The sequence below is a fragment of the Nonlabens sp. SY33080 genome (genome assembly GCF_011784885.1).
GTDB classification, from domain to species: Bacteria; Bacteroidota; Bacteroidia; order Flavobacteriales; family Flavobacteriaceae; genus Nonlabens; species Nonlabens tegetincola.
The window spans coordinates 1,149,831-1,175,759 of sequence record NZ_CP050461.1 but is presented as its reverse complement, the minus strand read 5'-3'; the positions used below and the strand labels follow the sequence as shown (position 1 = coordinate 1,175,759).

Annotated in this window: 23 protein-coding genes and 1 other RNA gene; 9 read left to right on the top strand and 15 right to left on the bottom strand. The window is 35.1% G+C overall.

All coding sequences use genetic code 11. The features are described 5' to 3' along the window. Positions 1-7 precede the first annotated feature (7 nt). Both HCN53_RS05405 and HCN53_RS05400 read left to right on the top strand, forming a co-directional pair. A complete protein-coding gene (locus tag HCN53_RS05405; protein ID WP_167342270.1) occupies positions 8-883 on the top strand; it encodes a hypothetical protein in 876 nt (291 codons plus the stop codon). 120 nt (positions 884-1,003) lie between these two features. After that, positions 1,004-2,467, top strand: a complete 1,464-nt coding sequence (locus tag HCN53_RS05400; protein ID WP_085775005.1) for a magnesium chelatase — start codon at positions 1,004-1,006, stop codon at positions 2,465-2,467. Here HCN53_RS05400 and HCN53_RS05395 read toward each other — a convergent pair. Both HCN53_RS05395 and HCN53_RS05390 read right to left on the bottom strand, forming a co-directional pair. Continuing rightward, positions 2,462-3,205 (bottom strand): thioredoxin family protein, encoded by a 744-nt coding sequence (locus HCN53_RS05395; protein ID WP_240919402.1) that lies wholly within the window; start codon positions 3,203-3,205, stop codon positions 2,462-2,464. The genes HCN53_RS05400 and HCN53_RS05395 overlap by 6 nt on opposite strands. After that, a complete protein-coding gene (locus HCN53_RS05390; protein WP_167342269.1) occupies positions 3,205-3,945 on the bottom strand; it encodes a thioredoxin family protein in 741 nt (246 codons plus the stop codon). The genes HCN53_RS05395 and HCN53_RS05390 overlap by 1 nt, the downstream gene beginning before the upstream one ends. Before the next feature lie 169 nt (positions 3,946-4,114). Here HCN53_RS05390 and mazG point away from each other — a divergent pair, with 169 nt between their 5' ends. Then, positions 4,115-4,888 (top strand): nucleoside triphosphate pyrophosphohydrolase, encoded by a 774-nt coding sequence (gene mazG, locus HCN53_RS05385; RefSeq protein WP_167342268.1) that lies wholly within the window; start codon positions 4,115-4,117, stop codon positions 4,886-4,888. Positions 4,889-4,982: 94 nt separating this feature from the next. Here mazG and HCN53_RS05380 read toward each other — a convergent pair whose 3' ends face one another. From HCN53_RS05380 to HCN53_RS05365, 4 genes are all read right to left on the bottom strand, one after another. After that, a complete protein-coding gene (locus HCN53_RS05380) occupies positions 4,983-6,779 on the bottom strand; it encodes a ribonucleoside-diphosphate reductase subunit alpha (protein WP_042277924.1) in 1,797 nt (598 codons plus the stop codon). A 2-nt stretch (positions 6,780-6,781) separates the two neighbouring features. Next, positions 6,782-8,056, bottom strand: a complete 1,275-nt coding sequence (locus HCN53_RS05375) for a ribonucleotide-diphosphate reductase subunit beta (RefSeq protein ID WP_060524456.1) — start codon at positions 8,054-8,056, stop codon at positions 6,782-6,784. A 494-nt stretch (positions 8,057-8,550) separates the two neighbouring features. Further along, positions 8,551-9,516: a sodium-dependent bicarbonate transport family permease gene (locus HCN53_RS05370; RefSeq protein ID WP_105019355.1), complete on the bottom strand. Its 966-nt coding sequence runs from the start codon at positions 9,514-9,516 to the stop codon at positions 8,551-8,553. 21 nt (positions 9,517-9,537) lie between these two features. Further along, the gene (locus HCN53_RS05365) at positions 9,538-9,816 is read right to left on the bottom strand and encodes a hypothetical protein (protein WP_240919401.1); all 279 of its coding nucleotides are present in this window, start codon (positions 9,814-9,816) and stop codon (positions 9,538-9,540) included. A gap of 373 nt (positions 9,817-10,189) precedes the next feature. On the opposite strand from HCN53_RS05365, the gene HCN53_RS05360 reads away from it, so the two are divergent. Beyond that, on the top strand, positions 10,190-11,107 hold the full coding sequence (locus tag HCN53_RS05360; protein ID WP_105019352.1) for a LysR family transcriptional regulator: 918 nt from the start codon (positions 10,190-10,192) through the stop codon (positions 11,105-11,107). On the opposite strand, the gene hemN is transcribed toward HCN53_RS05360, so the two are convergent. Together hemN and HCN53_RS05350 are read right to left on the bottom strand one after the other, a co-directional pair. Then, a complete protein-coding gene (gene hemN / locus HCN53_RS05355) occupies positions 11,104-12,462 on the bottom strand; it encodes an oxygen-independent coproporphyrinogen III oxidase (RefSeq protein WP_167342266.1) in 1,359 nt (452 codons plus the stop codon). The genes HCN53_RS05360 and hemN overlap by 4 nt on opposite strands. 2 nt (positions 12,463-12,464) lie before the next feature. Next, positions 12,465-12,752 carry a hypothetical protein gene (locus HCN53_RS05350; RefSeq protein ID WP_167342265.1) on the bottom strand — a complete coding sequence of 96 codons (288 nt, stop codon included), beginning with the start codon at positions 12,750-12,752 and terminating at the stop codon, positions 12,465-12,467. Between the two features lie 158 nt (positions 12,753-12,910). On the opposite strand from HCN53_RS05350, the gene HCN53_RS05345 reads away from it, so the two are divergent. Then, positions 12,911-14,074, top strand: coding sequence for a BamA/TamA family outer membrane protein (locus HCN53_RS05345; RefSeq protein WP_240919400.1), 1,164 nt, complete (start codon positions 12,911-12,913; stop codon positions 14,072-14,074). Positions 14,075-14,080: 6 nt separating this feature from the next. Here HCN53_RS05345 and HCN53_RS05340 read toward each other — a convergent pair whose 3' ends face one another. Beyond that, positions 14,081-14,431 carry a DUF6686 family protein gene (locus HCN53_RS05340; RefSeq protein ID WP_105019348.1) on the bottom strand — a complete coding sequence of 117 codons (351 nt, stop codon included), beginning with the start codon at positions 14,429-14,431 and terminating at the stop codon, positions 14,081-14,083. A gap of 192 nt (positions 14,432-14,623) precedes the next feature. Here HCN53_RS05340 and HCN53_RS05335 point away from each other — a divergent pair, with 192 nt between their 5' ends. Continuing rightward, positions 14,624-14,872: a hypothetical protein gene (locus tag HCN53_RS05335; RefSeq protein ID WP_042277939.1), complete on the top strand. Its 249-nt coding sequence runs from the start codon at positions 14,624-14,626 to the stop codon at positions 14,870-14,872. A 40-nt stretch (positions 14,873-14,912) separates the two neighbouring features. Here HCN53_RS05335 and HCN53_RS05330 read toward each other — a convergent pair whose 3' ends face one another. The 4 genes from HCN53_RS05330 to HCN53_RS05315 are packed head-to-tail and all read right to left on the bottom strand — an operon-like array spanning position 14,913 to position 20,016. Continuing rightward, a complete protein-coding gene (locus HCN53_RS05330; RefSeq protein ID WP_167342264.1) occupies positions 14,913-17,120 on the bottom strand; it encodes a PepSY domain-containing protein in 2,208 nt (735 codons plus the stop codon). 4 nt (positions 17,121-17,124) lie between these two features. Then, the gene (locus tag HCN53_RS05325; RefSeq protein ID WP_167342263.1) at positions 17,125-17,607 is read right to left on the bottom strand and encodes a DUF2271 domain-containing protein; all 483 of its coding nucleotides are present in this window, start codon (positions 17,605-17,607) and stop codon (positions 17,125-17,127) included. Between the two features lie 7 nt (positions 17,608-17,614). Then, complete coding sequence (locus HCN53_RS05320) at positions 17,615-19,108, bottom strand: ankyrin repeat domain-containing protein (RefSeq protein WP_167342262.1); 1,494 nt, start codon at positions 19,106-19,108, stop codon at positions 17,615-17,617. Further along, positions 19,108-20,016, bottom strand: coding sequence for a DUF6607 family protein (locus HCN53_RS05315; RefSeq protein WP_167342261.1), 909 nt, complete (start codon positions 20,014-20,016; stop codon positions 19,108-19,110). The genes HCN53_RS05320 and HCN53_RS05315 overlap by 1 nt, the downstream gene beginning before the upstream one ends. A 104-nt stretch (positions 20,017-20,120) precedes the next feature. On the opposite strand from HCN53_RS05315, the gene HCN53_RS05310 reads away from it, so the two are divergent. Together HCN53_RS05310 and HCN53_RS05305 are read left to right on the top strand one after the other, a co-directional pair. After that, entirely contained in the window at positions 20,121-22,256 is a 2,136-nt protein-coding gene (locus HCN53_RS05310) for a TonB-dependent receptor plug domain-containing protein (RefSeq protein WP_167342260.1), read from the top strand. Positions 22,257-22,259: 3 nt separating this feature from the next. Further along, positions 22,260-23,354, top strand: a complete 1,095-nt coding sequence (locus HCN53_RS05305) for an HmuY family protein (protein WP_167342259.1) — start codon at positions 22,260-22,262, stop codon at positions 23,352-23,354. A gap of 200 nt (positions 23,355-23,554) precedes the next feature. Here the strand turns inward: HCN53_RS05305 and ssrA are convergent. Both ssrA and HCN53_RS05295 read right to left on the bottom strand, forming a co-directional pair. Then, positions 23,555-23,953, bottom strand: a transfer-messenger RNA (tmRNA) gene (ssrA, locus tag HCN53_RS05300). A 140-nt stretch (positions 23,954-24,093) separates the two neighbouring features. After that, complete coding sequence (locus tag HCN53_RS05295; RefSeq protein ID WP_167342258.1) at positions 24,094-24,498, bottom strand: plastocyanin/azurin family copper-binding protein; 405 nt, start codon at positions 24,496-24,498, stop codon at positions 24,094-24,096. Positions 24,499-24,639: 141 nt separating this feature from the next. On the opposite strand from HCN53_RS05295, the gene HCN53_RS05290 reads away from it, so the two are divergent. Further along, a complete protein-coding gene (locus HCN53_RS05290; RefSeq protein ID WP_167342257.1) occupies positions 24,640-25,863 on the top strand; it encodes an NAD(P)-dependent oxidoreductase in 1,224 nt (407 codons plus the stop codon). The last annotated feature ends 66 nt before the right edge of the window (positions 25,864-25,929 follow it).

Here is a 25,929-nt window from a genome sequence, read left to right as displayed (position 1 = left end):
TACTTTAATGAAAAACCACTACGTTCTTATTCTAACATTCATAATTGTCATTCTCACCGCTTGCAAATCAGATGAAGATAAAATCAATTACATAGTACCCATTCAAGCTGAAAATCTTGCTGTTGATATTGAAGAAGCCCTTAATAATTATGATGCAGATTTCCTTAAGAATAATTTTAATATCAATTCTTTTACTAAAAAAATTAGTTTTAAAAAAATACCAAAACACACTCGAAGTAGTGTAGTTTATTTTCTGCGTCGATTAGTTAGAGATGCGTTGGGGTCAATTGCAGAAACGAATAAATTGAATAATCAAAAAACAGAACTGATTGAACTTTATCAGAAAGACAATGCCGTGAGAGCTATTTATAGTATATCAGATAGCACAGGCACAAGCGCCGATAATGTAGTTTTTTATCTTCAACCTAATAATCAAGGGGATTATTACATAGCAAATCATTACCACGTAGCTTCTGGTTATAGTATTTCACAACTTATACAAAGTGCCCTGTCCATGCAAGTAGATGTTCCTTTAGGAAAACAGCTAGAGATGATGGATGCCTACCAAACTCTTGCTGAGGCAAGGCATCAATTAAATCGTGGGAATCCAGATGGAGCTTTAGATTTAGTTAGAGAAATAAAAAGCCCTTACAGTAATTATGTAATCCTTAGATCAGGTATCATTCAAGTTTTACTACTAATTGATAATAATGAATTGATTTACGAAAAGTTAAACTATGAAATTGAATTTAATCCTAATGAGGTAAGTAAGAAATATTACCTGTATCATTTGTCTCTTTTGAATGATCAAAACCGTGATGATTTAAGCGAGGAACAATTGGATGCTTTGACAGATTACAGTGAGGTTTTGTTTACTCATTAATTCTATTTGAGCACATAAAGAGAACAGTGAGCTTTTTAAAACTCAAAGTATCGTTAAAACAGCGGTGTCTTCTTTTTTAATGCATTTATGCGCTGTATTTTCACTACTCAAAGTAATGTCATGAATATTCAAAGTATTAAAACACTGGGTCAATTAAAGGAAGCTGGATGGAAATCAAAATCCATAAAGGATGAGCTGCGTGATAACTTGATTGATAACATTAAAAATGATGTAGTCACTTTTAAAGGAATTCATGGATATGAAAATACTGTGATTCCAGAACTAGAGCGTGCCATCCTATCTAAGCATAATATTAATTTACTAGGTTTAAGAGGACAGGCCAAAACTAGGCTCGCAAGGCTCATGACTCAGCTTTTAGATGAATACATTCCTTTTATAGGTGGCAGTGAAATACATGATGATCCTTTAAATCCGCTTTCGCGAAAAGCGAAACAACTTATAGAAGAACATGGCGATAACACGCCTATTGAATGGTTACATAGAGATGAAAGGTTCTATGAAAAATTAGCCACTCCAGATGTTACTGTTGCCGATTTGATAGGAGATATCGATCCTATAAAAGCAGCTAATCTCAAGTTAAGTTATGCAGATGATAGGGTGATTCATTATGGTATGATACCACGAGCAAATCGCTGCATATTTGTAATTAATGAGTTACCTGATTTACAGGCGCGCATTCAAGTTGCCTTATTTAATATTCTTCAAGAAGGAGATATTCAAATTCGTGGTTTTAAATTAAGGCTACAACTAGATATGCAATTTGTATTTACTGCAAATCCAGAAGATTATACCAATCGTGGTAGCATTGTAACACCTCTTAAAGACCGTATAGGCTCACAAATACTTACTCATTATCCAAAATCTATTGAGATTGCCAAAACCATTACCCAACAAGAAGCTAGTAATGACGATCGTCTAAAAAATCACATTCACGTACCTGAACTTGCTAAAGATTTGTTAGAACAAATAAGTTTTACAGCACGAGAAAGTGAATACGTAGATGAAAAAAGTGGAGTGAGTGCACGTATGAGTATCACCGCATATGAAAACCTATTAAGTACTGCCGAACGTAGGTCGCTAATGAGTGGCGAAAAAACAACCACTATACGATATAGCGACTTTTTAGGTGTCATACCATCCATCACGGGTAAAATAGAATTGGTTTATGAAGGAGAACAAGAAGGAGCCGCATTTGTAGCGCAAGAATTAATTGCTCAGGCTACAAAAACACTTTTTCCAATATATTTTCCTGAAATTAAAAAGCTTACCAAAGCTGATGAGCAGACCCCATACGATACTCTTGTGCAATGGTTTTTTGACAATAACGGGATTGAATTACTTGATGAGTTGTCCAATGAGGAATATGAGCATTTGTTGAATGAAGTTACTCCACTAGAAGATTTAATAAACGAGTATCAACCCGATGTAGCCAGCGAGGACAAATTCTTTTTAAAAGAATTTTTACTTTGGTCCTTGGTGGAATTTGATAAACTAAGCAAGCACCGATTTAAAGAAGGATACCAAATTAACGATTTGTACAGCAGTTATTTAAAGGGATTATAATCGTTCTAGTAAACCTTCTAGAATTCCAGTAAATTCATTCCTTTTACGAGCTAGTTTAAGTCCTTGGTCAATTACCAATTTTGCTTCTTTTTTGCGGTTTAAACGTAACAGTAAAAAGGCTTTTGTCTCTAGAGCACTTACCGTTTCTTCTAGTTCAATACTGCGATTTATCATGACGAGAGCAGCTTGTACGTCCTGTAAATGAGACGATTCACTAGTATAGTTCCATGCAGTGGCATTAAGTTGCGCCGCATCATACCATATTTTATCAATACCTTCATAAGATAATTCTTTTGAATGCCCTTCCTTGATAGAAAATTTACTGGGTTTACCGCGATAGGGTAAAAGATCACTGGTTACAGTCATTGCATCATGTCTTTGAATTAACTGGATAAGTCGTGCTCTTTTCAAAGTACCGGTTGTTTGACCTAGTTTTCGTCCGTTTTTAATGAAATAATAAGTAGGTATACTAGTTACGTGTAAAATATCATCGGCTGTGTTATTATCTGTGTCTAGATAGTAAATGTCAACGTCTACTTCCTTTTTAATACTGTTTATTATGGGTTTCATGTATTGACATGGTCCACACCAGGTAGCAGTAAAAAAAAGAATTACCATGCGATCGTTCTCCTGCATTACAGTCTCATCCATGGTTGCATCTGTAACATAGGTTTGAGCTTGTGCCGGCAACATCCAGCCCATGGACATTAGGATGAGTAATGCTATGCGGTTGAACATTAAGCTAGTTTTTTAAGTAGACTTTCAATAGCCTCTACTTTTTGATCGCCTGCCACCTTTTGAGCCATTTTAAGTGCTTTTTTAGCCTTTTTTGATTCGCCTAATTTGTACAGGATATAAGCTTTTGTCACGGTATTCACTAGGGAAGGTTCTATCTCTATGCTGCGTTCTGCTAGCATCAGGCCGTAACGCAAGTCTGCTTTATTATTCAGGTTCAGAAATATAGATTCACTCAGCTTATTTAAATTATCTACACTGTTCCATACTTTTTGAGCGGTTTTTACCGTCAATTTCTTATGATCACCAGCAACTATTTCTATTGAACTAGGTACAGGCAGGTAGTCCAGTTTTTCTCCCGTTGCTTCACTATTTTTAAACTTGTTTATTTCTTTCAAAAGGTGACTTTTGGAACGTCCACCTATTAATTCACCCATTTTTACGCCATTTTTTATAAAATATATAGTAGGCACGCTGTGAATGTTGAGAACATCATTGGTCACGTTGTGATCAATATCCAGATAATATACCGTAATATCCAGATTATTATCCTCATTTAACTCTTTAAAAATAGGTTTCATCATTTTACAAGGACCGCACCATGCCGCGGTAAAGGATACGACTTTAAGTTGCCCATCGCTTTTCATTGCGGTAGTTTCAAACGTATCATCTGTTATATAATCCTGTGCTTGTATGGTCCCACCTAGTGAAATAAAAAGTAAGAGGAAAAGTATTCTGTTCATTGTTCTTGTTTGTGAGTAAAGCTAACTAATTTTATGCCATAATTATTGTGAGTAGATGGACTGAAAAAGTTCAGTAGTATTTTTGAGAGTACGCTTTCGCGAAAGCGTAATTAAACCAACTATTCACACGGATAAAAGTAAGTTCCTTTTATCACAAAAGTATCAATTTATGACTACACGCCAGGAAAAATTAGAAGCTCTTGATAGATTGCTTACCATTATGGATGAACTGCGAGAAGGCTGTCCATGGGATCGTAAACAAACATTGCAATCACTACGTCATTTGACCATTGAAGAAGTCTATGAGCTGGGAGATGCTATTCTAGATGATGATCGAGAAGAAATTCCTAAGGAACTGGGTGATTTATTATTGCACATTGTTTTTTATTCCAAGATAGGTAGTGAGACTGGTGAGTTTGATATTGCTAGTGTTGCTCATGGAATTTGCGATAAGTTGGTTTCTAGGCATCCACATATTTACGGAGATGTAAAAGTGGAAAACGAGGCCGAGGTAAAGGCAAATTGGGAAGCTCTTAAACTTAAAGAAGGTAAAAAGAGTGTGTTAGAAGGTGTTCCTAATTCTTTACCAGCGCTAGTGAAAAGTGCACGTATACAGGAAAAAGTGGCTGGTGTAGGGTTTGACTGGGAACGACCAGAACAGGTAAAGGAAAAGTTACAAGAAGAACTGGCAGAGCTAGAAGTTGAGGTCCTAGCAGGAGAGAAGGATAAAATTGAAGCCGAACTAGGAGACGTGCTCTTCTCACTTGTAAATTATGCCAAACATTTAGGTGTAAATCCAGAAAATGCACTAGAGCGAACTAATAAAAAATTCATCAAACGCTTTTCTTATCTGGAGAAAAAAGCAGGTGAGGCTGGTAAACAACTACATGATATGTCGCTGGACGAGATGGATGTGTATTGGAACGAGGCTAAAGAGTTGTAAGTGGGGAATTACGATTTGATTGTCCTTAAAAATTAGAGGAATTAAAAAAGCCATCTTGAAAAAGATGGCTTTTTTATAGATTACAAGTTATTACTTAAGCTTCACACGTAGTACATTCCTTTTGTTGTTTGAATTTTTGTGCAGCATTCATACTGTGCTGGTAATACAGTGACTTAAGGCCTAATTTCCATGCATTAATATGAATTTTATTAATCTCTTTAATAGGCATATCTGGATGAACGATTAAGTTAACCGACTGACCTTGATCAATATGATTTTGACGGTTTGCAGCTTGATAAACGATATCGTTTTGATCTAATTCAGGGTAAGTTCTAAAAACATCTTTTTCTTCTTCTGTTAAGAAATCCAAATGCTGTACAGATCCATCATGATCGCGAATATCTCTCCACACTTCTTTGTTGTTCATTCCTTTTTCTTCTAAAAGCTCTACAAGAAATGGGTTTTTGATGGTGGTCTTAATTTTTGCAATATCTTTTACATAAATATTAGACCAAATAGGTTCAATTCCTTGAGATACCTGACCCAAAATAAAGGCACTAGATGTAGTAGGCGCTACTGCGTTAAGTGTCGCATTTCTACGGCCATAACCTTTAAGAACCTCAGGTTCTCCAAACTTTTTGGCTAGTTCCTCACTTGCTTTGTAAGAGCGATCTTTTATTTCTCTAAAAATTTCACTGTTCAGATTGAATGCTTCTTGACTTCCAAACGATAAACGTTTTGATTGTAAAAGTGAGTGCCATCCTAATGCTCCTAAACCTAAAGAGCGATTTGTTTTTGCAAAATTGTAGGCGCGCTCCATAAATAAGAACGTTTGACGATCATCTCTATTTTCAGAATCTCTATACGCTTCTAATTTTTCAACAAATTCAGTGATAATAGCATCTAGGAAGTAGATCATGGTTTCTACCGCATCAGTATCTTTCCAATCATCATAGTGCAATAAATTAACGCTTGACAGTACACAAACGAACGACCAGTCGTCATTTGAAGGTAGCATTATTTCTGTACATAAATTGCTGGCATAAATAGGAAGGTCTTTGTCTTGGTAAACATCAGCAGCACCTTTATTAGCATTATCTGTAAAGAAAATGTATGGATAACCCATCTCACCACGACGTTGAAGAACTTTGGCCCAAATGGCTCTTTTTTCAGTGTCACCACCAATCATTTCTTCCATCCAGTCGTTAGTCACAGTTACACCGTGAGTAAGACTTTGAATTGGGTTTCCTTCAGTACCTATTTCTAGAAACTCCATGATGTCTGGATGTTCTACAGGTAGGTAAGGAGAGAATCGGCCACGACGCACTGATCCTTGACTTACTACATCGACCATTGACTCAAACAATTGCATGATGTGTACAGCACCAGAAGCTTCTCCATTATTTTTTACAGCCGCACCACGATGACGTATTTTACCAAAATAACCTGATGTACCACCACCTAATTTTGACATCATACCAACTTCTGACTGCGTATATAGGATGTTACCCATATCATCATCGATATGAGATCCAAAACAACTTATAGGAAGACCGCGACGTTTACCAAAGTTTGACCAAACTGGAGAGGCTAATGAATAGAAACCTCTAGACATGTAGTCATAAAACTTATCTGAAAAACCTGGCATGCCTAAGATTTTTTCAGCATGATCTGCGATTTCTCTAATACGTTGTTCAGGAGTTACTCCTTGGGTTAAATATCCTGATTCAAGAAACCTACGACTGTAATCGTTTAACCAGTAAAACGGCTCTTGTCGTTTTTCCTTACTTTTCTGTAGGGTTTCTTTACGTGCTTTTAGTAATTGTTCTGCAGCCGATGGTGCTGCTTGTTGCTCTTGAACCTTTTGTTCTTGCTTGTTTTCTTGAATCATAATTAAAATAAGTCGTCGCTGGTTATACTTTGTTTTCTTTTTGTGTAGTTAATAGATCTTTTTACAAAAAAGTCTACGTGCTTGGTGGCAATGATTTCTTCATCAAACCATTCTGTTTGACCGAGAAGTTCTTCATCTACTTCAAAGATGGCCTCATTACCAATGCTGATTAGGGAACGATTGAAACGGTTTTTGATAAACTCGTTTACAACCGCTTTAGGAAGAAAGTCAAGTTCACCTGCTTCAAAGATCCAATCTACAATAGCTTTTTCTGCCTCGTAGGCTTCTCTACAGATGTTTTGAATTTTTTCGGTATAGGATTCATTGAACCACTCTGGACGCTCGTCTTGGAAAATTTTAATTAGATCGATACCAAAGTCACCGTGTATTTGTTCTTCTTTAGATGTTGCCTCAACCACATTTGAAATTCCTTTAAGCATATTTTTATGCTTGTTAAAGGCCATGATGATCAAGAATTGAGAGAAAAGGGAAACATGTTCAATGAAAATAGAGAATAGAAGAATAGATTCTGCATATTCTTTATCGCTTTCACTTTTTGAATTACGTAAAGCGTTTTCCAAATACTGAACACGCTTCATAATTACAGGATTTTTCTTAAGCTTTTTAAACTCTTCATTTAATCCTAGAATTTCAAGTAGGTGTGAATAGGCATCTGCATGACGTACTTCACTTTCAGCAAATGTGGATCCTACTGACCCTATTTCTGGTTTAGGCATGCGATGGTATATATCGCCCCAGAAACTTTTAACCGCAACTTCGATTTGAGAAATAGCGAGCATCGTATTCTTGATGGCACTACGTTCTACATCGGTTAGTCTAGATTTGAAATCTTGAATATCGCTTGTGAAGTTGTATTCGGTATGTATCCAGTAAGAGTGTCTAATTGCAGGAACGTATTCATATAATTGTGGATACTCATATGGTTTTAGGTTCACTCGTTTTTCAAAGATATTGGAACGACGTCCCATAGCTCTTTTTTCACGGTATATGATATAGGCTTTAGCTACATCATGAAAACCATTTTCCATCAAGGCCGTTTCAACATAATCTTGAATTTGCTCAACGGTAGGAATAAAACTAGCATCTTTATCCTTAATGGTACTTAATTTCTTGTAAACGGTAAGCGCCACATTTTGTGCGTCTTTTTCTTCACCATTTCCTTGCGCGTTCATTGCTTTTAAAACTGCCAATGTTACTTTATCCAGTTCAAAAGGAACAACGCTAAAATCTCTCTTTCTAATCGATGCTATTTCCATGCCCTATTTCTTCTTTAAATTAACGTTAAGTAAAATTGCGTATAAATTATTGGTGTAACTAGAAGGAGCAATTGAGGTTGTTCACAATGTTTTCAACAATAGCTTAAAGTGTTGTAATACAGTTCTTTATATTAAATTTACTAGGTTGTTAAGCTAAGTTGTTGATAGTCTGTTCAAAGGTTTAACAAACCTTTATTTTGCAAAGGCTTAGCCAAATTTCAAATGTTAGAAAACTCTTAAAATCTACTTTTTTATTTTTTGTTGATAGTTTACTTTTTTTCAAAATTTAACAATTACAAAGGACCAAAAACGTCAATATTTAAAGTTGGCACTTTCAAAATGAAATGATATACGATGAGAGAATTTCTATAGAGTAGAAAAATCAATTTTTTAAATGATCTAAGTTTAAAAATGAACTTCTCCATACCACATGCGTGAAATAAAAAAGGAACCCATCTTTGAGTTCCTTTTTATAATTCTAGTTAACCATTCAACTATAAAGATTGTATCACATACATATATAATGGCATGCCCAAAGTGATATTGAAGGGAAAGGTTATCGCTAGCGCCATAGGTAAGTATAAACTGGGGTTGGCTTTAGGTGCTGCTATACGCATGGCCGCAGGAACTGCAATATAACTTGCACTCGCTGCCAGTATGGCTATTAAAAATCTATCGCCTGGTTCTGAAAGTACAAATTGTGAAACCCAAGCGATAAAGATTCCATTTATAATTGGAATTATTAGAGCAAATCCTAAGGCAAACCAACCTTTCTTAATTAATGCACCAATTTTTTTACCGCTTTCAATACCCATATCTAATAAGAATACAGCAAGAAATCCTTTAAAGATATCTGTGGTAAAAGGTTTAATATCGGCTGCCTGTGCGTCGTTGGCTAATATTCCGATGACTAAACTACCCAGAATCATTAAAACGCTACCATTAGTTACCGCATGCTTAACTATCTTGCTCGTATCCTTATCTTTTTTATTTTTCTTCTTACTACATATCCTCATTAAAAGAACACCTACTATAATAGAAGGAGCTTCCATCAAGGCCATTACTGCCACCATGTGTCCGCCAAATTCTATTCCTTCCATTTCTAGGAAACTTATTGCAGTTACAAAGGTTACAGCACTTACTGATCCATAGGCTGCAGCAATTGCTCCAGCGTTTTCTAGGCTAAACCGAATTCTTAATATGAAAAAAGTGTAGACCGGTACGAGGGCAGCCAGAGCAATACCCATGATCAATGCCCATAAAATATCGTTTGTAATAGGACTGTGAGAAAGTTCTTGTCCACCTTTAAAGCCTATGGCTAATAGAAGGTATAGTGAAATGAATTTTGAAGAGGTTCGCGGAATTTCTAGGTCGCTTTTGATTTGTGAAGCAATAAGACCTAAAATAAAAAATAATAAGGCAGGGTTTGTTAGGTTATCTGCCAGTAAATGTAAATCCATAAGTATTTAGTAATCTTAGAATTAATCTAGAACCTCAATTTCTATAGTTCCTTTAATGCGTAACTTTTTGCCGCTTTGTTTAATCTCTTTGTAAAATTCTCGGTAAGATTGACGTTCTTCATTTAGTTGTGCCACGCGGTCATCATCATAACTTGTATCTTCATAAAGATTACCTTCAGCTATCGAAAGTCTATGTAGTTTATGGAAATTAATTTTTTCTTTGATTAACGCATTAATGATATCCAAAGATTCTTGCGGTGTAAAAGTCCCTTCTACGAGATTGACTTTGTGGTTAATCATTACAGACATATTACTTGTTTTTAGAGTTAATAAATTTTAATGAAATGAGTAAGAAAATAATACCGCTAGAAAATAGTAAGGGTTTAAAGTGATAGGTATTATTCCAATAACTGTATACAACAGCAACGAGTAAAATTGTTAAAAAGCTAGAAACCGATAAAACTTGTAATCCTTTACTTATTTTTGTCTTATCAATTTGAATGCTAATAAGTTGCGCGGTTGTTTTCAACCGGATTAACTTTCTCTTTGAATTATGATTGGAATACAGGTTTTGTGTTCTTGCCATAACATGCTCTCATTTACGGTGCAAAGGTTGAACATCATTTGCATATATTTTTATTTATATTTTTTATCTTTACCATAAAACAAGTTTATGCATTACACCTTACATCAATTACAAATTTTTATAGAGATTGTTAAGCATAGAAGTATTACAAGGGCATCTGAAAGTCTTTTTTTAACCCAGCCAGCAGTATCCATACAGCTTAAAAAATTTCAAGAGCAGTTTCCCTTACCCTTAACTGAAGTAGTTGGTAGACAGCTTTATGTAACTGATTTTGGTGAAGAAATAGCTCGCACAGCGATCAATATTCTTGAACAAATCAAGGAAATGGAGCACAAGGTTCAACGCTTTCAAGGAAAATTGGCTGGTACTTTAAAAATCTCTGTAGTCTCTACCGGTAAGTATTTAATGCCTTATTTCTTATCAGGTTTTATAGATGAACATCCACAAATTGAGTTTAAAATGGATGTGACTAACAAACAAAGAGTAATAAAAGATTTGGAGGAGAATCTAGTAGATTTTGCTCTTGTTTCTGTATTGCCAGAGCATTTATCGCTTAAAACCTTTTCTATATTTAAAAATGAACTTTTCTTAGTAGGGAACAAAAAAAGAATAAATAAATTAAAGGAAGGTGAAGATATTTTCATGAGTCAACCACTGTTATACAGAGAATCGGGTAGTGCTACTCGCAATGCGATGGAAGATTTTTTAAAAGCAAATGAATATCCAATTACAAAGAGAATTGAATTAACTTCAAACGAGGCACTTAAACAAGCTGTAATAGCTGGACTGGGTTTTTCAATTATGCCCAAAATAGGAATCAAAAATGCTCTTGAAATGGGATTGATCGAGACCGTTGATTATCCAGGCTTACCTATAGAAACAAAGTGGAACTTAGTATGGCTAAAAAACAAAACGCTTACACCAGTGGCGCAAGCGTATATTGATTACTTATCTGATAATAAAAGTAAGATTATCGACGAGCATTTTAAATGGGTAGTAAGTTAAACTGTCATAGAAAATAACTGTGTATCAGGTTTTTTTCTATTAAGTCTTAAATCAAACGGTAGGCATATATTTCTAACAAAGGGTTTACCTTTTTCAGTAATAATAACACCGTTTTTATCCAGAATAACTAGTCCGTCGGCTTCCAATTCTTTAAGAGCTATAAGAACATCTGGAACTTCATCAAAATAATCTGAGTTTGAAGTCCAGTTAGTAGAAAATTGACACATTAATTTCAAAATATGCCTTCTTATAATCATATCTTCTTCCGTAAGGATATGACCTCTAAAAACAGGTAGTATACCTAGGTCTACTGCTTGCTTGTAGTCCTCTATGTTTTTATAATTTTGTGCAAATCCTGACCAGCTGTCACTTATTGAGGAAACACCTAGACCTATCATTAAATCTGTTTTGAAACTGTTATAACCCATGAAATTACGATGTAGTTTACCGTTATGGATAGCAGCAGCAAGAGTATCATCGGGCAGTGCATAATGATCCATGCCGACCTCTACATATCCTGCTTGTGTCAATAAGAGTTTTCCCGTTTCATACTGCGCTCTTTTAATCGTAGGATGTGGTAAATCCTCGTCCTTAAAACCACGTTGTCCATTACCTTTAATCCATGGCACGTGTGCATAACTATAAAAAGCAATGCGATCTGGTTTAAGTTCTATCGTTTTTTCAATTGTCGATATTACATCTTCTAAGGTTTGAAAAGGTAAACCGTAAATGATATCGTGTCCTACACTACTATAACCTATGTCCCTAGCCATTTGAGTAGCTTGTTGAACATTTTCAAAAGGTTGAACTCTATTTATAGCTTTTTGAACCTTGAGATTGTAATCTTGAACACCGTAACACACTCTAGAAAAACCTAAATCATGTAGAACTTTTAAGTGTTCGTATGTGGTATTGTTAGGATGTCCTTCAAAACTGAACTCTACATTATCATCCCGATATGCATTTTTAAAAATGCCGTCAATAAGTTGTTTTAGATTCTTTGGTGAGAAAAATGTTGGAGTTCCACCACCCAAATGAATTTGTTTGATTCTAGGTTTTTGCTCCATTAAATCTAAGTACAAATCAAATTCCTTTAAAACACTTTCAATATAAGGTGTTTCGACCTTATGATTTTTAGTAATTCTTTTGTTACATCCACAAAAAGTACACATGCTTTCGCAAAAAGGTAGGTGTATGTATAATGAGATGCCTGTATTTATTCCGCTTTCGCGAAAGCTTACTTTAACAGATTCCTTCCAGGACTCAACGTCAAAAGTAGTATCATCCCAATAGGGAACTGTAGGGTAACTGGTATAACGAGGACCAGCTACGTTATACTTTCTAACTAAATCCATTTCTAGAACAATAGATTAACTGCTGTAATGAGGAAGCAAATGATTAAACTTGCTATAAGTGCCTTTAATACACGTTCTGGTTTTTGAACTGTTAGAATAGAAGCATTTACGATATTACAAATCGTTACCACAAGAAATATTTGAATCATTTGTGGGACACCACTACCATTATTGAAAATGGACAATACCGCAAATCCTCCCAAACAGGTTGATGCTATAATAGCTAGTGCAGCATACATCATGAAGTGATTTTCCCAGTCGGTTTTTAAATTGTTATACAAAGTGCTCATACCTATAAATTTTAAATTTGATACAAATCTAGAACCGACTACAAGCCATAAAGGATGACTTTTGTCACCCTAAAGAGTGATAAAGTTTTCCTAATTAGTAAAACACTGATACTTTTATTATTACGCCTGTTTTATTTTGGGCATTTAAATAGTATATATTGAAATATTTCTACCTATCCGTAATACTGATAATCCTAAGTTGTTCTTCTCTTAACGCTCAAGAAAAAAAGGGAACTATTGAAGATCTTAAAGAGTTTTTTACTTTTTACCCGAATCGTAAAGCTGTAGAAAAAGATAGTAGTTTATACCTACAAAAATTTATCGCAGCACCAGTGATAAGTTATTCTCCAGAGACCAGTTTTGCTTTTGGAACAGGAGCAAAATATTTATTCAAATTTAATGGAAGTGGCGAGGAAACTAGAACCTCAAACATGCCGATCACCTTACAGTATACGTTAAACAATCAATTCTTTTTGTATTCAGGATTTGAAGTTTTTACCAATCAAGAGAAATGGGTGATTGAAGGAAATTTGTTGTTCCAGAATTACCCTAGGCTTTATTACGGTATGGGAAACAATTCACCTGAAAGTAATGAAGAACAGTATAATTATTATCAGTTTTTATTTGAGCCTATATTTCTCAAGCAAACCTCACTAAGGTATTTATTTCTAGGAGCTGGTGTAAGGTATAATGTAATCTATGATGTTGAAATAGAACCTGGAAAACTCATTGATCAAACTAGACCTAGTGGTTATGATGGTTCAACATCGGCTGGTGTAGAAGCTGCATTATTATACGATAGCCGTAGTAATATATTAAATGCTCAAGACGGATGGTATTTGGAATTTACACATGGTAAATATTTTGAAGCAGTAGGTGGTACTCATAAGTTCAATCTTACTCGTTTTGATTTAAGACATTATATTGACGTATCACCAAATAACCTTGACATTCTTGCAATACAAACAATAGGTAGATTCACGCGAGGAGATATTCCTTTTTCAGAATTTTCCTTTTTTGGTAGTAGTGAAATTATGAGAGGTTACCGTGAAGGTAGGTACGTGGACCGCGATTTACTAGCTGGTCAAATAGAGTACCGTAAAAACTTTAAAGATAGTAGGATAGGGCTAGTGGCTTTTGTAGGTGCCGGAGATGTCTATAATAATATATCTGATTTTCAGTTTGACAGCTTAAAATTTAATTATGGTGCTGGACTAAGATTCATGCTAGATAAATCAGAAAATTTAAATCTAAGATTTGACTACGGTCGTGGACAAAATGGCGCTAGTAGTTTTTACTTAAGTATTGCTGAAGCTTTTTAAGTATCCTTAATTCAAATGAAGCGGATAATCAATATCTAATAAGGATAAGAATTCATCTTTTTTTGTAACTCCATTTACCAAAGCCTTGAGCTTTGTAAATTCTTCACCATTAAAAACAAGCGTAAGATTCTTTTGTTTAGTGTGAATTGGAATGCGACGTTTTTTATTTTTCATCATCTCAGAGTTATTCCAAAACGACATAGGAATGTCATTGATATAATTTTGAAATGTTTCAAACTCATCCACAGTGAACTTAAAAATGAAATTAGAAAAAACAAGCGAATAACAATCACAACCATTGCAATAGTTAAGTTCACCAAATTGATTTTTTGTAATTAATTGAAGTTCGTGATTCATGAAAAATAATTAATCGGTTATAAACCCTTTATTTACAGTGCAAATATAATCTATTTTTAATTATTCTAAATAAAATTAGAGTGTTAAAGTTCATTTATCTTTATTTATTCTAAATGCATATTGCTGGTAATTAACAACTTATTGAATATTCTTCTTGTAAAGTGTTATATCTTTAAATAAAAATCAAAGATTATGGCAATTAGATTAGGAAATACTTGTGGAAATTGTTCAAACTTGAACGCAGATAATACATGTAAAATTCATGAAGTGGCAGTGAGCAGTAGTTACACTTGTAACAGTTTTGATATGCGTGCCGATCTTAATAATGAACACGATTGCGCACAATGTGCTAGATTCAAGTCATCTTCTTGTCCTCATCCAGAAAAGGCAAGCGCAGGAATGATGTGTGAGGCTTGGGCACCAGAAAAAGTTACTGCTTAATAGGCTTCCAACTTACTGAATATTATCCTTACGGACTGGATTAATAACAGTCAGTAAGGATTTTTTGATTTTTGTACAGTTGTTCTAGTTGGATATCAGGATTCTCTTTGTTCCATAATTCTAATAAGTCTAGAACTTCGTTTTGCATGGATAAAGATCCGCAGATCATGATTACTGCACCTTGTATTAGATCAGTAGTGATTTGTTCTTTGTGTTCAGCTACTTTATGTTGTACGTATTCTACAACTTCGTTTTCTCTAGAGTATGAAATATGATAATTAGATACTTGTTGCTTTTTATGAGCATCTTCTAGATATTCTCCATAAATGGAAAGACTCTCTATGTTTTTTCCACCCCAATATAAATCTACAGGTATGTTCGTCTTATTTTCATCCAGCATTCCTAGAAAAGGTGCTATTCCAGTTCCATTTGCTACCATAATAATTTTTGGAGCATCTTTAGGAAAATGAAAGTTGGTATTTGTTTTAATTGTGGCCATGATATCATCGTTTTTATGGCAGTTTGCTAGATAAGTGGAACACAGTCCGTGGTCGTGCTTTCTAATACTTAGGACTATTTTGTTTTGAATACGAGCTATCGAGTACTGCCGTGCCTTTGCTGTTTCATTTGCGTAAACCTCTAACAAATCTCCAGATTGATAGTCATTATAACTAGTAGGTTGTAAGCTTATGATAAAGGATTCATCCTTATTTAATGGGCTGCGATGAGTTACCTTAAATTTTTGTTTCTCAATATTGCTTTTAGGAAACTGGTCAACCTTTAGTTCCATAGGAAAACCTGATTTTTGTTGCCATAACTGCAGCCACTGCTTACAAGTTTCTTCTGGGTGGTGTTCTTCGTCTACCTCAGTGAACGGCAGGTATGGTTTCATATTCTCATCTTTTACTAGACGATTATAAACTTGTTTTCCAAACTCATTGTATTTTGGATAGATAGAAGAACCAAATCCTACTACAGACACAAATAATGATCTAGGTTGATCAATTTTTTCTAGTTTATCAAAAAACTTCCTAGCATTAGTAGGCGCATCGCCATCACCATAGGTTGCTGTAAAAATGATGAGGTGTAAGGCACGCTCGTATTGCTGGTAATGATTAAGATCACTTAAGAATACTTTTTTACCTGTCCTTAAGAGTTGTTGTGTGAACGCTTTCGCGAAAGCGTAAGTACTACCACTTTCAGACCCAACTAAAACGATATATTCACTATCCTGTGCGCTTGAAAGTTCTAGCTTGTAATTTTTCTTAGGCCTACGTTTCCAATAAATGACACATCCTGAAATAATAAAATACAGTATTCCTATACAGGATATTCCCAAGATCACAGACCACAGCGGCGATGCGCTCCCAGTATGGAAAAGGGTACTGTAATAAGAAACAAGTGCTGTAAAAGGATTTTCTACCTGATCGATGACTTCACCAGTGTGTTGTGCGACCAGAACACTTTTTTCCTTTAAATAAATTTCATAATAATCTATGGGATCACTTGAAAAAGGAAAGTTTACTTCTTTAACCTGATCAAGGGTCGTGGTCTTAAAAAAGGCTTGATTTTCAATTGTTTGTTGCAGTAATTCCTCATCGGGCGATAAACTCCAATCTAAAGATTGATTCTCAACAGGAATCAAATCAAACTGTTCCAGTGAAAGATAAACACCAGTGACAGCAATAATAAGAATAGGTATCAAAAGCCAGCGACTAAGTATTACGTGGTATTTTTTATGGAATTCCTTATCCTTTATCGAGGAAAACCATTTGCTAAATCCGCCCTGGCGCTGTGCTAATAAAAATATCCCAGATACGATTATTAAGACTAATAAAAAGGTGGAAATACCTATAAAACCTCTTCCTATTGATTTAAGGAATAGGGATCTATGTAAGTTTGTGAACCAATTGTAAATACTAGGTCGCGTTATTTCATCACCCAGAAACATGCCTGTTTTGGGATTTATGTAGCCGGTAACGCTTGTACCTTCTTTAGTTACAACATCGGCCAGTACAAGGCCTTGCGAGGTTGTAGAAAGTGTAATAAGCTCGTCGTATTCTTGGTGTAATTTATGAATAGTTTGTCCTAGGCTTATTTCACTTAAATCGATTTTATCTGGTTGTTTTAAGTCATAAAAAATCGGTTCAGTTGAAAGTACTAAACCTGTAATCGCAGCTACTACCAAAAAAAGGGAGGAAATAGCTGCGAGTACAAGGTGACTGTATCTATATATAGATGTAATCACTTATTTATTTTTGAGGCATTAATCTCACGTATCTAATCCAACCTGTACCGTCAACTTTAGATTTGAGATTACCATCAGTTAAATCTAGTTCCAAATCTACTTCATTGTAATCTTGATCCTCTACAGCAGTTTCAAAACGTAGTTTGTGATTGGAATTTATGTATTGTGTAGGTATTTCAAGCACACTAATGGAACGCTCACCGCCAGCGATAGTCTCACCAGATATGGCGTCGATATCTGGTCTATGCTTACCGTAGAATTTCCACCATGAGTCAATCTCGCTATACCATTCTGGATCCTTTCCATGAACATAAATCGTTTCTTTATATTCTCCTTCTTTATCGGTTACAGATACTACTATGTAGGCACCTTCACCGGTATAATTTTTCATTTGAATCATACATTTTACGGCCGTTTTTGAAACGGTAGAAGCAGTAAAAGATAGACAAATCAAGGCAACAAGGGCCATGTATAATATTCTCATCATTTTTTCATTAGGGTTTTAGAAAATCTAGATTAGCATTTTCGTTCATCAATAACTCGTTTTCTAGAGCTAGGTCATAAACTGTTTCATCAAATGCAGTAGTAATTTGGGTACTTGCACCTTGATCGATTAAGAATTTTAATAACTCAGGATTCTTAGTTTGCATAGCCGCGAGATGAAGCGTCGTCATACCATCCTTATCAAGATCGTTTATCTTTTCTTTGGAAACGGTACTAATAAAATTTAATAGTTTCAAGTTATCTTTTTTAACAGCTTCATGCCAGATGGTTGTTTCTGTTGAAATAGGAGTACTAAGTTCAATTCCGGCATCTGTAAGTAATTTCCATTTTTTGATGAAGTCATCATGTCTAGAGCTGTTATAACTTTGAATTAGATGGTAAACCATGGATTGACCTTCCTTGTCTACAACAAGAGCGTTAGCCTTGTTTTTAAGAAGTAAGTCAACTATACTTGCTCGATTGTAACGCACAGCATGAGTTAAAGCGCTATATCCATTCTCATCTATTATATTAATATCATTTACTTTGTCTAATAGATAATCTATAACAGTGTTATCGTTACTACGTGCAGCATTCATGAACGGCGTGATACCTTCTTTATTGGCTTGATTAATATCTACATTTTTATCTATGAAAAAATCAAATAATTTTAAATCTTTATTTCTTCCTGATAAATAATGCAGGGCATTTACTCCGTCATTATTTACAACATTAGGATCAATACCCAATTGTTCTAAATATTGATAGTCCTCTAGAGAATTTGAGTTTCCTCGTGTACCTCTTGCTGCAAATAAGAAGGCATTTCCACCATTCTCATTTTTGCTTTTATAGTCTATCCCTTTTTCAACCAATAGATTAAGAAAATCAGGATTAACCTTTTTACTAGCATAATTAAATATGTTGTTCCCATCATAATCGGTTGCGTTTAGGTCAAATCCTTTACTTATGAAGTAGGATAGGAGCTTCTCATCTTTTAAAGATGGAGCAATTAGAAGAAGAGCGTTAGCACCTTGTTTGTTAACTTGTTTAGGGCTACCACCGTTTTCAAATATAAAATCATACAAAGCCGTGTCTTGCTGTCCAGCATTCGCTGTGAAATTAAGATAGGTATAACCGTGACTGTCAATCACATCTGTATTGGCTCCATTGCTCATTAAGTATTCTAGGACTTGTAGATTCCCTTTATAACCGGCCCAAAAGATATATGTTCTTCCGTCGTGTGTAAGTTTGTTTACATCATTTCCTTCTAACGATAACAAATGAAAGATTACATCATTATCAGCTCCCGAGTTAATCGCGTATACAACAGCATCAAAGGCATTTTGATTCAATTGAGTTGCGTCGTTTCCGGCCGCGATGTCTTGTTTTACTCGTTCTAGACTAGGTTTTGAATTCCAGTAGGATCTTTCTAAAAATACATTGTTTTGGGCTATTGAAAACGAGCTTACAACAACGCATAGGATTAAGTTTAAAATTCCTTTCATTATTTAGGGTTTGAGATTATGAATGATTCAATAATAGGATCAATTTGATCTTTAGTTTTAATTTTTTCATCAAATAAATGCTTGAAAAGCACTTTATTATCTACTTTTTCATGTAAACGTAAATCCGTGTTGCGGTTGTAAACTTCGTCCCATTTAGAACGTACGGTACTCCATTTGTCGTTATTATCTTTCCACCATTGAGCCGCCGCTGCACAACGACTATCGTCTACTCTTTTGTAGGTGTTATAACCTTTTTCGGCTGCTAGTACTTGATCCTCTTGTCCTTCTTTACGTATGATCTTTAAGTTGTCTTGATCATGTACCCATCCATAATCCGTAATTTCGTGACGATTACCTCTCATAGTTACGTTGTAATCGCTACGAGCAGTATATTCTCTGCGAGGTAATGGAGCACTAGTGGTATTTTCCCAATAGCTTTTACCATCAACATGCACCCAGGTTCCTGTACCTTCATATCTAGGACTATCATCAACTTGATATACCTTTTGAGTCCATTGACCCTTTACGTCCTTTTTGTTTAATTGAATAAAATCCCATTTGTTGTCGGCGTTGTATTCATATAAATCTGTATTCTCATACAGCCAATCTTGCCTCCAATGTTTCACGATATATGGATTTGAAGGATCTCCTACTTGAAGTAAGTGTTGAATTTGGATTTTGTCTTTTTCATCAGTAACCAATTGAGCCCATTCTAGTCCTTTATCAACTTTGGTTTTTGAGGGCTTATATAGTGAATCTTGGGAATAATTAAAGGTTTCCGCAAAATTAAAAGTGACTTCAAAACAGCCACACATTTGTTTAATGGCATAAGCATCATCATTCCTTTTACTAGGAGCAGTTGCTGCAATAGAAATTAATAGAACACCAAGTATTAAAACTTTTTTCATGATTAGTACAAATTTTTTATTGCTGCAAAAATAGTTGTTTTTATTGATTCTAAATAAAAATAAAATATATATTTGCGCCTTATTAAGAATCATTCTAATTAATAATGAAGTTTAAGTTTAATGTTTTAATCGTTTTAATTCTCGCTTTCGCGAAAGCGAACTCACAACAAACAGTTGTTATTGATACAACTGAGGTAGAGTCGCTAGACGAGATTGTGGTGACCGGACAGTATAATCCACAATCAATTAAAAAATCGGTTTACAACGTGCGAGTCATTAAAGCAGAACAAATCAAACAAATAGCTGCTGTTAATGTAGCGGATTTGCTCAATTTTAATCTAAATCTTAATGTAACACCTAGTGCTTCAACAGGTAGGAGTACAGTAAGTTTTTTTGGATTAGATGCTCGTTATTTTAATGTTCTCATTGATAATGTTCCCATAGTGAGTGATAATGGTGTAGGAAGCAACATTGATCTCACGCAAATTAATCTAGACGATGTTGAACGTATAGAAATTGTTGAGGGATCTATGGGAGTTCAATATGGTGCTAATGCCGTATCGGGTGTTTTAAATATTATCACCAAAAAATCTGATAAAAACAAATGGAGAATCAATCTCTCCTTGCAAGAAGAAACGGTAAGCGACGAGTACGCATGGTTTGATGAAGGTAGGCATGTACAAGGTGCTACAATTTCACACAACATTAATGATAATTGGTATGCGAGTGTAGGAGTAACCAGAAACGATTTTGCTGGTTTTTTTAATAATAAGAAAGGGCGTGATTATTTTGAGAATGATGGTTTGCGAGGTTACGAGTGGTTACCTAAGGAACAAATTACCTCAAACGCATTGTTAGGCTATAATAATAGAAAGCACAAGTTTTTCTATAAATTTGAGTACTTTGACGAGACTATCAACTTCTTTAATTCTACAGTAAGAAGTAATTTTAATAGCCAGAATTCAACCATAAATCCATCTGCTACAGATAGGATTTATAAAACTTCAAGAATATTCAATCACCTTAATGGCTCTGGTACATTTGATTCTGGTTTAAGGTATAGTGTTTCATTATCCTATCAAGAACAAAAAAGAAGATTGAATGAATTTAACTATTTCATTCTTTCCAGAGAACGAACTGCAGAAATAGATGAAGTTAACCAATCTGGGAAATTTTTGTATTCAAAAGGTACATTAGGGAATCTTTTCAAAACGGATCGTTTTAATGCTCAGGTAGGTTATGAAATAACTTTACAAGAAGGTTTTGATAGGGAAGCTGCAGGAGAAAACATCTTAAATCCTAAAACTAGAAACATCAATGATTTTGCTGGGTTCATCTCTTCTGAAATAGGTTTAAGTGATAAGTTAACTATACGTCCTGGTATACGTTTCATTTATAACTCTCAATTTGATAACAAGGCGGTTTATGAATTAACAGCAAGACAGTTGTTTGAAAAAGGGTTTGAATTAAGAGCCAATGTAGGCACATCGTATAGGGTTCCTGATTTTACTGAGCTTTATTATTACTTTGTTGATGCTAACCATGATGTTCAAGGTAACGAGAATTTAAAACCGGAAGAAGGTTTAACTACTTTCCTAAGTTTAAAAAAGAAAACCTGGTTTGATAATTCTTTGATTAGATTAGAAAATAGTGTAAAACTAACTTACATCGATTTATCTGATCGCATTGAACTATCCATTGTAAATACGAATCCTTTACAGTACCGATATGTGAATATAGATAGTTATCGTTTTATAGGATTAACTAATACTAATTCACTTAAATTAAAGAACTGGAGTACCTCTTTAAATGCAACTGTTTTTGGTATATCTAGAGAGCTAGCAAGTGAAGATAATGCTAGTGACGACTACTTGTATCAATTCCAATTGAATGCCAGTCTTAATTATCATTACCCTAAGTGGGATGCGGTTTTCTCGCTACTTGTAAATTATAACGGAAGACAGCAAGATTTTAGGGTTACAGGTTCAGACAGTGACGGTAATTCAACTTTTTCCAAGATTGAAACAGATGCTTATTCATGGTTAGATGCATCGATAAGAAAATCCTTTTTAAGTGATCAATTAGAGGCTACAGTAGGAGCGCGTAATTTATTTGATATTACTCGTGTAGATACTAATTATACCTCTAGTGGCGGTGCACACAATACAGCAACAAATTCTATTTTACTGGGTTACGGACGATCTTTTTATTTAAAACTTTTATATAAACTTAATTTTTAAAACATGAAAAATAATCTTTTAACAGCTTTAACTATTATAAGCATTCTACTATTAGGTAGTTGTAGTGAAGACGATGAGCCTATGGGACCAATTGTAGTAACCGTAGATGGCGCTACAGTTTCTCCAAATGTAGGTGGTCCTAATATGCCCAACCAGGTCTTTTTTGATTTGAGTACCAATATCGCAACCGAGGTTAACCGAACCTCGTGGGATTTAGGATTTAGTTCTATGCAAGATAGGGTTATCATAAACGGGTCTATCCTCATGATGGCCGCTCGCTTATCTACTAACGATATGACTGCAGTAAACTCAACCAATCCTGAAGTGCAACAATTACAACCACAGGCAGAAGTAGGTAATTTCAATCCAGCGAATATGGAGTTTATCGATGCACCAGATGGGAATATATCAGGAACCGCTATAGATGCAGTCTCTTCAGTAGATTCAAACAACAACGTTTATCTAATCAATCTAGGCTATGAAGTAGGTGTAGATCAACCTAATTCTGGTTCTTCAAACTACAAAGGAGATGCTAGAGGTTGGAAGAAGATTAGAATCTTAAAAGACGGTGAGAATTATTTATTGCAATATGCTAACCTTGACGATACTACCTTTCAAACAACTACCATTAATAAAAACCCTTCCTTCCACTATACTTTTTTCAGCTTTAACACAGAATCAGTAGTGAGTGTTGAGCCACAAAAAGAAGAATGGGATTTGTGCTACACCGTATTTACAAACGAGGCTGTTTTTGGTGGACAAAGTTATGGAGCCTATGCTTATGCAGACTTTATAACCAATAACATCAAGTCGAGTGCGCGAGCTTATATGATTGATGAAGCTGAGGAAGGTATCACCTACGAGGACTTTAGTTTATTAGATGTTGTGGATAGCAATTTTGAAAATGATCAAAGAAGTATAGGTAGTACATGGAGAAACGGCGGTGGTCCTAGCGCTTCACCATCACTTATAGAAGATATTTTCTATGTCATTCACGATGCCAATGGAAACTACTACAAACTCCAATTTCTTGCACTTACAAGTCCTAGTAATGAAAGAGGATATCCTCAATTTGCTTACAAGTTATTGGAAGAATAATTTTCTTTTTCATTTAGACTCTTTAAATATTGAATTAGCTCAGTGTTTATTTTTTTAGGTAAAGCCTGTCCAGTAAATGGATGGGCTTTTTTTCAATGTAAGCAGTATGGTTATGAGATCTTAATATTATTGATTGAGTTTGCTAGTTCAATTACTTCAAAACAAAAAAACCACGACTGCTGTCGTGGTTTATCGTTTTTTTGTGGAGTCGGGCGGATTCGAACCGCCGTCCAAACAAGTGAATCAATCGCTTTCTACATGTTTAGTTTCTAATTCATTTCAGTCCTAGAGCCGGTCAGAAACTACCAAAACTAGGCTTGGCTTCAATTAAATTTCTCTACCGCATCAAAGCACTGCTGTAGATAGGTTTACTTTTACGAAGTCCCATAACCAACCGCCGCAAACCAAGGCTGTTGAGAGACTTCCTGCTTGTCTACCTAGTAGACCGAGGCGTAATCTTACTATGATTCAGATTATGCAGCTAGGGCGTAGTTATTCTCGCCGTTTAAAAAAGATGAAAAATGAGATTTACGAGCTGTTTCCCAGCGCTCGACATGCTTACCATTAATCCAGTCTCGCTGTCAAAACCAGTCGACCCCAGATTGTTTTCAAAAAACAAAACCTAAAATTAATTTAGGAGCGCAAATATATCATTTACACTCATTAATTAGCCTAAAAACTATGCCAAAAAAAAGCCCTGTCTAGATGACAGGGCTTTTGCTTTCTAGGGAGAAGAAAGCTATTCCACAAGTATCGTGTTGTCTGTACTTGTAGGATTTAAAGGACAAAAATACACATACTCTCCAGCTTCTAGTTTTGTAGGGTTAGACTGTTGGGTTTCTCCTGTTTTAACAGCTTGCGTTACATAGGCAGTTTGAATGTGATTTTTAGGGTTACTTATGTCGGCACCTTTTTTTACTAGTACAAATCCAACCTCATGACCTACATTCTCGTTTGATACATCAAAGATGTACGTACCCGGTTTAAGAGTAATTTGTTTTTGAACAAACTCTCCTTTGATTTGATCTAGTTGAACGTGAGCTACTTCCTGGGTCATCTCATCGGAATGCTTTTTCATTTTATCTTGTGCTTGCACACCATAAAAGCCTAAAAATGCGATAAGTACTACTACTAAATTTTTCATGTTTATTGTTTTATAAATTTATAAGACAAAGATCCAGATAGACCTTCCTATATAATTGGAACATATTTCCGTCTTTATGGTGTTTATTTCCCATTTTAAATTGATTGCGATTAATTATCTTGCTACTTTATAATCTACCTTATGAAATTTGCCATTATTAGAGAAAGAAAAAATACGCCAGATCGCCGCGTAGTTTTTTCTCCACAACAATTACATGTTCTTGATCACGCTTTCGCGAAAGCGGAATTCCTAGTAGAATCATCACCAATAAGAATTTTTGACGATGCAGCCTATACTCGCGAGGGAATTACTGTAACCGATGATGTTACCGATGCCGATGTGATGATAGGAGTAAAGGAAGTACCGGTTGAAAATTTAATACCTGGAAAAAAATACTTTTTCTTTTCTCACACGATAAAAAAGCAGCCCTATAACCGAAAGTTGTTGCAAGCCATTCTAGATAAAAAAATAGAACTGTATGACCATGAAACCATAGTCGCAAAAAACGGAGGTAGGTTAATAGGTTTTGGAAGATATGCTGGTATAGTAGGTGCATACAATGGCTTTAGAGCATTAGGTTTAAGAGACGGAAGTTTTGAATTGCCCAAAGTAGAATCACTTCCTGATTACAAGGCTCTTAAAAAAGAACTAGCACGCATAAAATGCAATCTACCACCTATACATATTGTAATGACAGGAAGTGGTAAAGTGGCAGGTGGAATTAGAGAAATCCTAGAGGAACTTAAAATTCATGAAGTAAAACCCAAGGAATACTTACAATTGGGTCAATTCAAAAGTGTGCAAACCTTGTTTACCCAACTGGATGTGACGGATTATTACATGCGTAAAGATGGATATAAACCTACTAGAACCGAGTGTTATAACAATCCTGAATTATTGAAAAGTGATTTTATGAAGTATGCTAGGGTAACCGACATGCTTATTACAGGTCATTTTTATGGAAACGGTGCTCCTTACTTTTTTACAAGAGAAGATATGAGAAATGAAGATTTTAATATCAACCTTGTAGCCGATGTAAGTTGCGATATTGATGGTCCTATTGCTTGTACAATTAGACCTAGCACTATTGCACAACCTATTTATGGTTATGACCCACAAACTGAAAAGGAAGTAGATTATAAGAAAGAGGGCGCTATAACTGTAATGGCGGTAGATAATCTACCTTGTGAATTACCCAAGGATGCAAGTGAAGGTTTTGGTGAAATGTTCTCTAAGTATGTGATTCCTGCTTTTTTTAATGAGGATAAAGATGGAGTATTGCAACGTGCAAAAATTACTACTAGTGATGGTCAATTGACAGAGCGCTTTGCCTACTTACAAGATTATGTAGACGGTAAAGAGTAATAACTTTTGTAACCTTAGACTATAAAAAAGCCGTTCCTATCAAATAGGAACGGCTTTATATTTTAA

What these genes read in the sequence shown, in the direction of transcription:
- HCN53_RS05405 (WP_167342270.1), top strand. Translation starts at nt 8, where the DNA reads ATGAAAAACCACTACGTTCTTATTCTAACATTCATAATTGTCATTCTC.
- HCN53_RS05400 (WP_085775005.1), top strand. Translation starts at nt 1,004, where the DNA reads ATGAATATTCAAAGTATTAAAACACTGGGTCAATTAAAGGAAGCTGGA.
- HCN53_RS05395 (WP_240919402.1), bottom strand. Translation starts at nt 3,205, where the DNA reads ATGTTCAACCGCATAGCATTACTCATCCTAATGTCCATGGGCTGGATG.
- HCN53_RS05390 (WP_167342269.1), bottom strand. Translation starts at nt 3,945, where the DNA reads ATGAACAGAATACTTTTCCTCTTACTTTTTATTTCACTAGGTGGGACC.
- mazG (WP_167342268.1), top strand. Translation starts at nt 4,115, where the DNA reads ATGACTACACGCCAGGAAAAATTAGAAGCTCTTGATAGATTGCTTACC.
- HCN53_RS05380 (WP_042277924.1), bottom strand. Translation starts at nt 6,779, where the DNA reads ATGATTCAAGAAAACAAGCAAGAACAAAAGGTTCAAGAGCAACAAGCA.
- HCN53_RS05375 (WP_060524456.1), bottom strand. Translation starts at nt 8,056, where the DNA reads ATGGAAATAGCATCGATTAGAAAGAGAGATTTTAGCGTTGTTCCTTTT.
- HCN53_RS05370 (WP_105019355.1), bottom strand. Translation starts at nt 9,516, where the DNA reads ATGGATTTACATTTACTGGCAGATAACCTAACAAACCCTGCCTTATTA.
- HCN53_RS05365 (WP_240919401.1), bottom strand. Translation starts at nt 9,816, where the DNA reads ATGATTAACCACAAAGTCAATCTCGTAGAAGGGACTTTTACACCGCAA.
- HCN53_RS05360 (WP_105019352.1), top strand. Translation starts at nt 10,190, where the DNA reads ATGCATTACACCTTACATCAATTACAAATTTTTATAGAGATTGTTAAG.
- hemN (WP_167342266.1), bottom strand. Translation starts at nt 12,462, where the DNA reads ATGGATTTAGTTAGAAAGTATAACGTAGCTGGTCCTCGTTATACCAGT.
- HCN53_RS05350 (WP_167342265.1), bottom strand. Translation starts at nt 12,752, where the DNA reads ATGAGCACTTTGTATAACAATTTAAAAACCGACTGGGAAAATCACTTC.
- HCN53_RS05340 (WP_105019348.1), bottom strand. Translation starts at nt 14,431, where the DNA reads ATGAATCACGAACTTCAATTAATTACAAAAAATCAATTTGGTGAACTT.
- HCN53_RS05335 (WP_042277939.1), top strand. Translation starts at nt 14,624, where the DNA reads ATGGCAATTAGATTAGGAAATACTTGTGGAAATTGTTCAAACTTGAAC.
- HCN53_RS05325 (WP_167342263.1), bottom strand. Translation starts at nt 17,607, where the DNA reads ATGATGAGAATATTATACATGGCCCTTGTTGCCTTGATTTGTCTATCT.
- HCN53_RS05320 (WP_167342262.1), bottom strand. Translation starts at nt 19,108, where the DNA reads ATGAAAGGAATTTTAAACTTAATCCTATGCGTTGTTGTAAGCTCGTTT.
- HCN53_RS05315 (WP_167342261.1), bottom strand. Translation starts at nt 20,016, where the DNA reads ATGAAAAAAGTTTTAATACTTGGTGTTCTATTAATTTCTATTGCAGCA.
- HCN53_RS05310 (WP_167342260.1), top strand. Translation starts at nt 20,121, where the DNA reads ATGAAGTTTAAGTTTAATGTTTTAATCGTTTTAATTCTCGCTTTCGCG.
- HCN53_RS05305 (WP_167342259.1), top strand. Translation starts at nt 22,260, where the DNA reads ATGAAAAATAATCTTTTAACAGCTTTAACTATTATAAGCATTCTACTA.
- HCN53_RS05295 (WP_167342258.1), bottom strand. Translation starts at nt 24,498, where the DNA reads ATGAAAAATTTAGTAGTAGTACTTATCGCATTTTTAGGCTTTTATGGT.
- HCN53_RS05290 (WP_167342257.1), top strand. Translation starts at nt 24,640, where the DNA reads ATGAAATTTGCCATTATTAGAGAAAGAAAAAATACGCCAGATCGCCGC.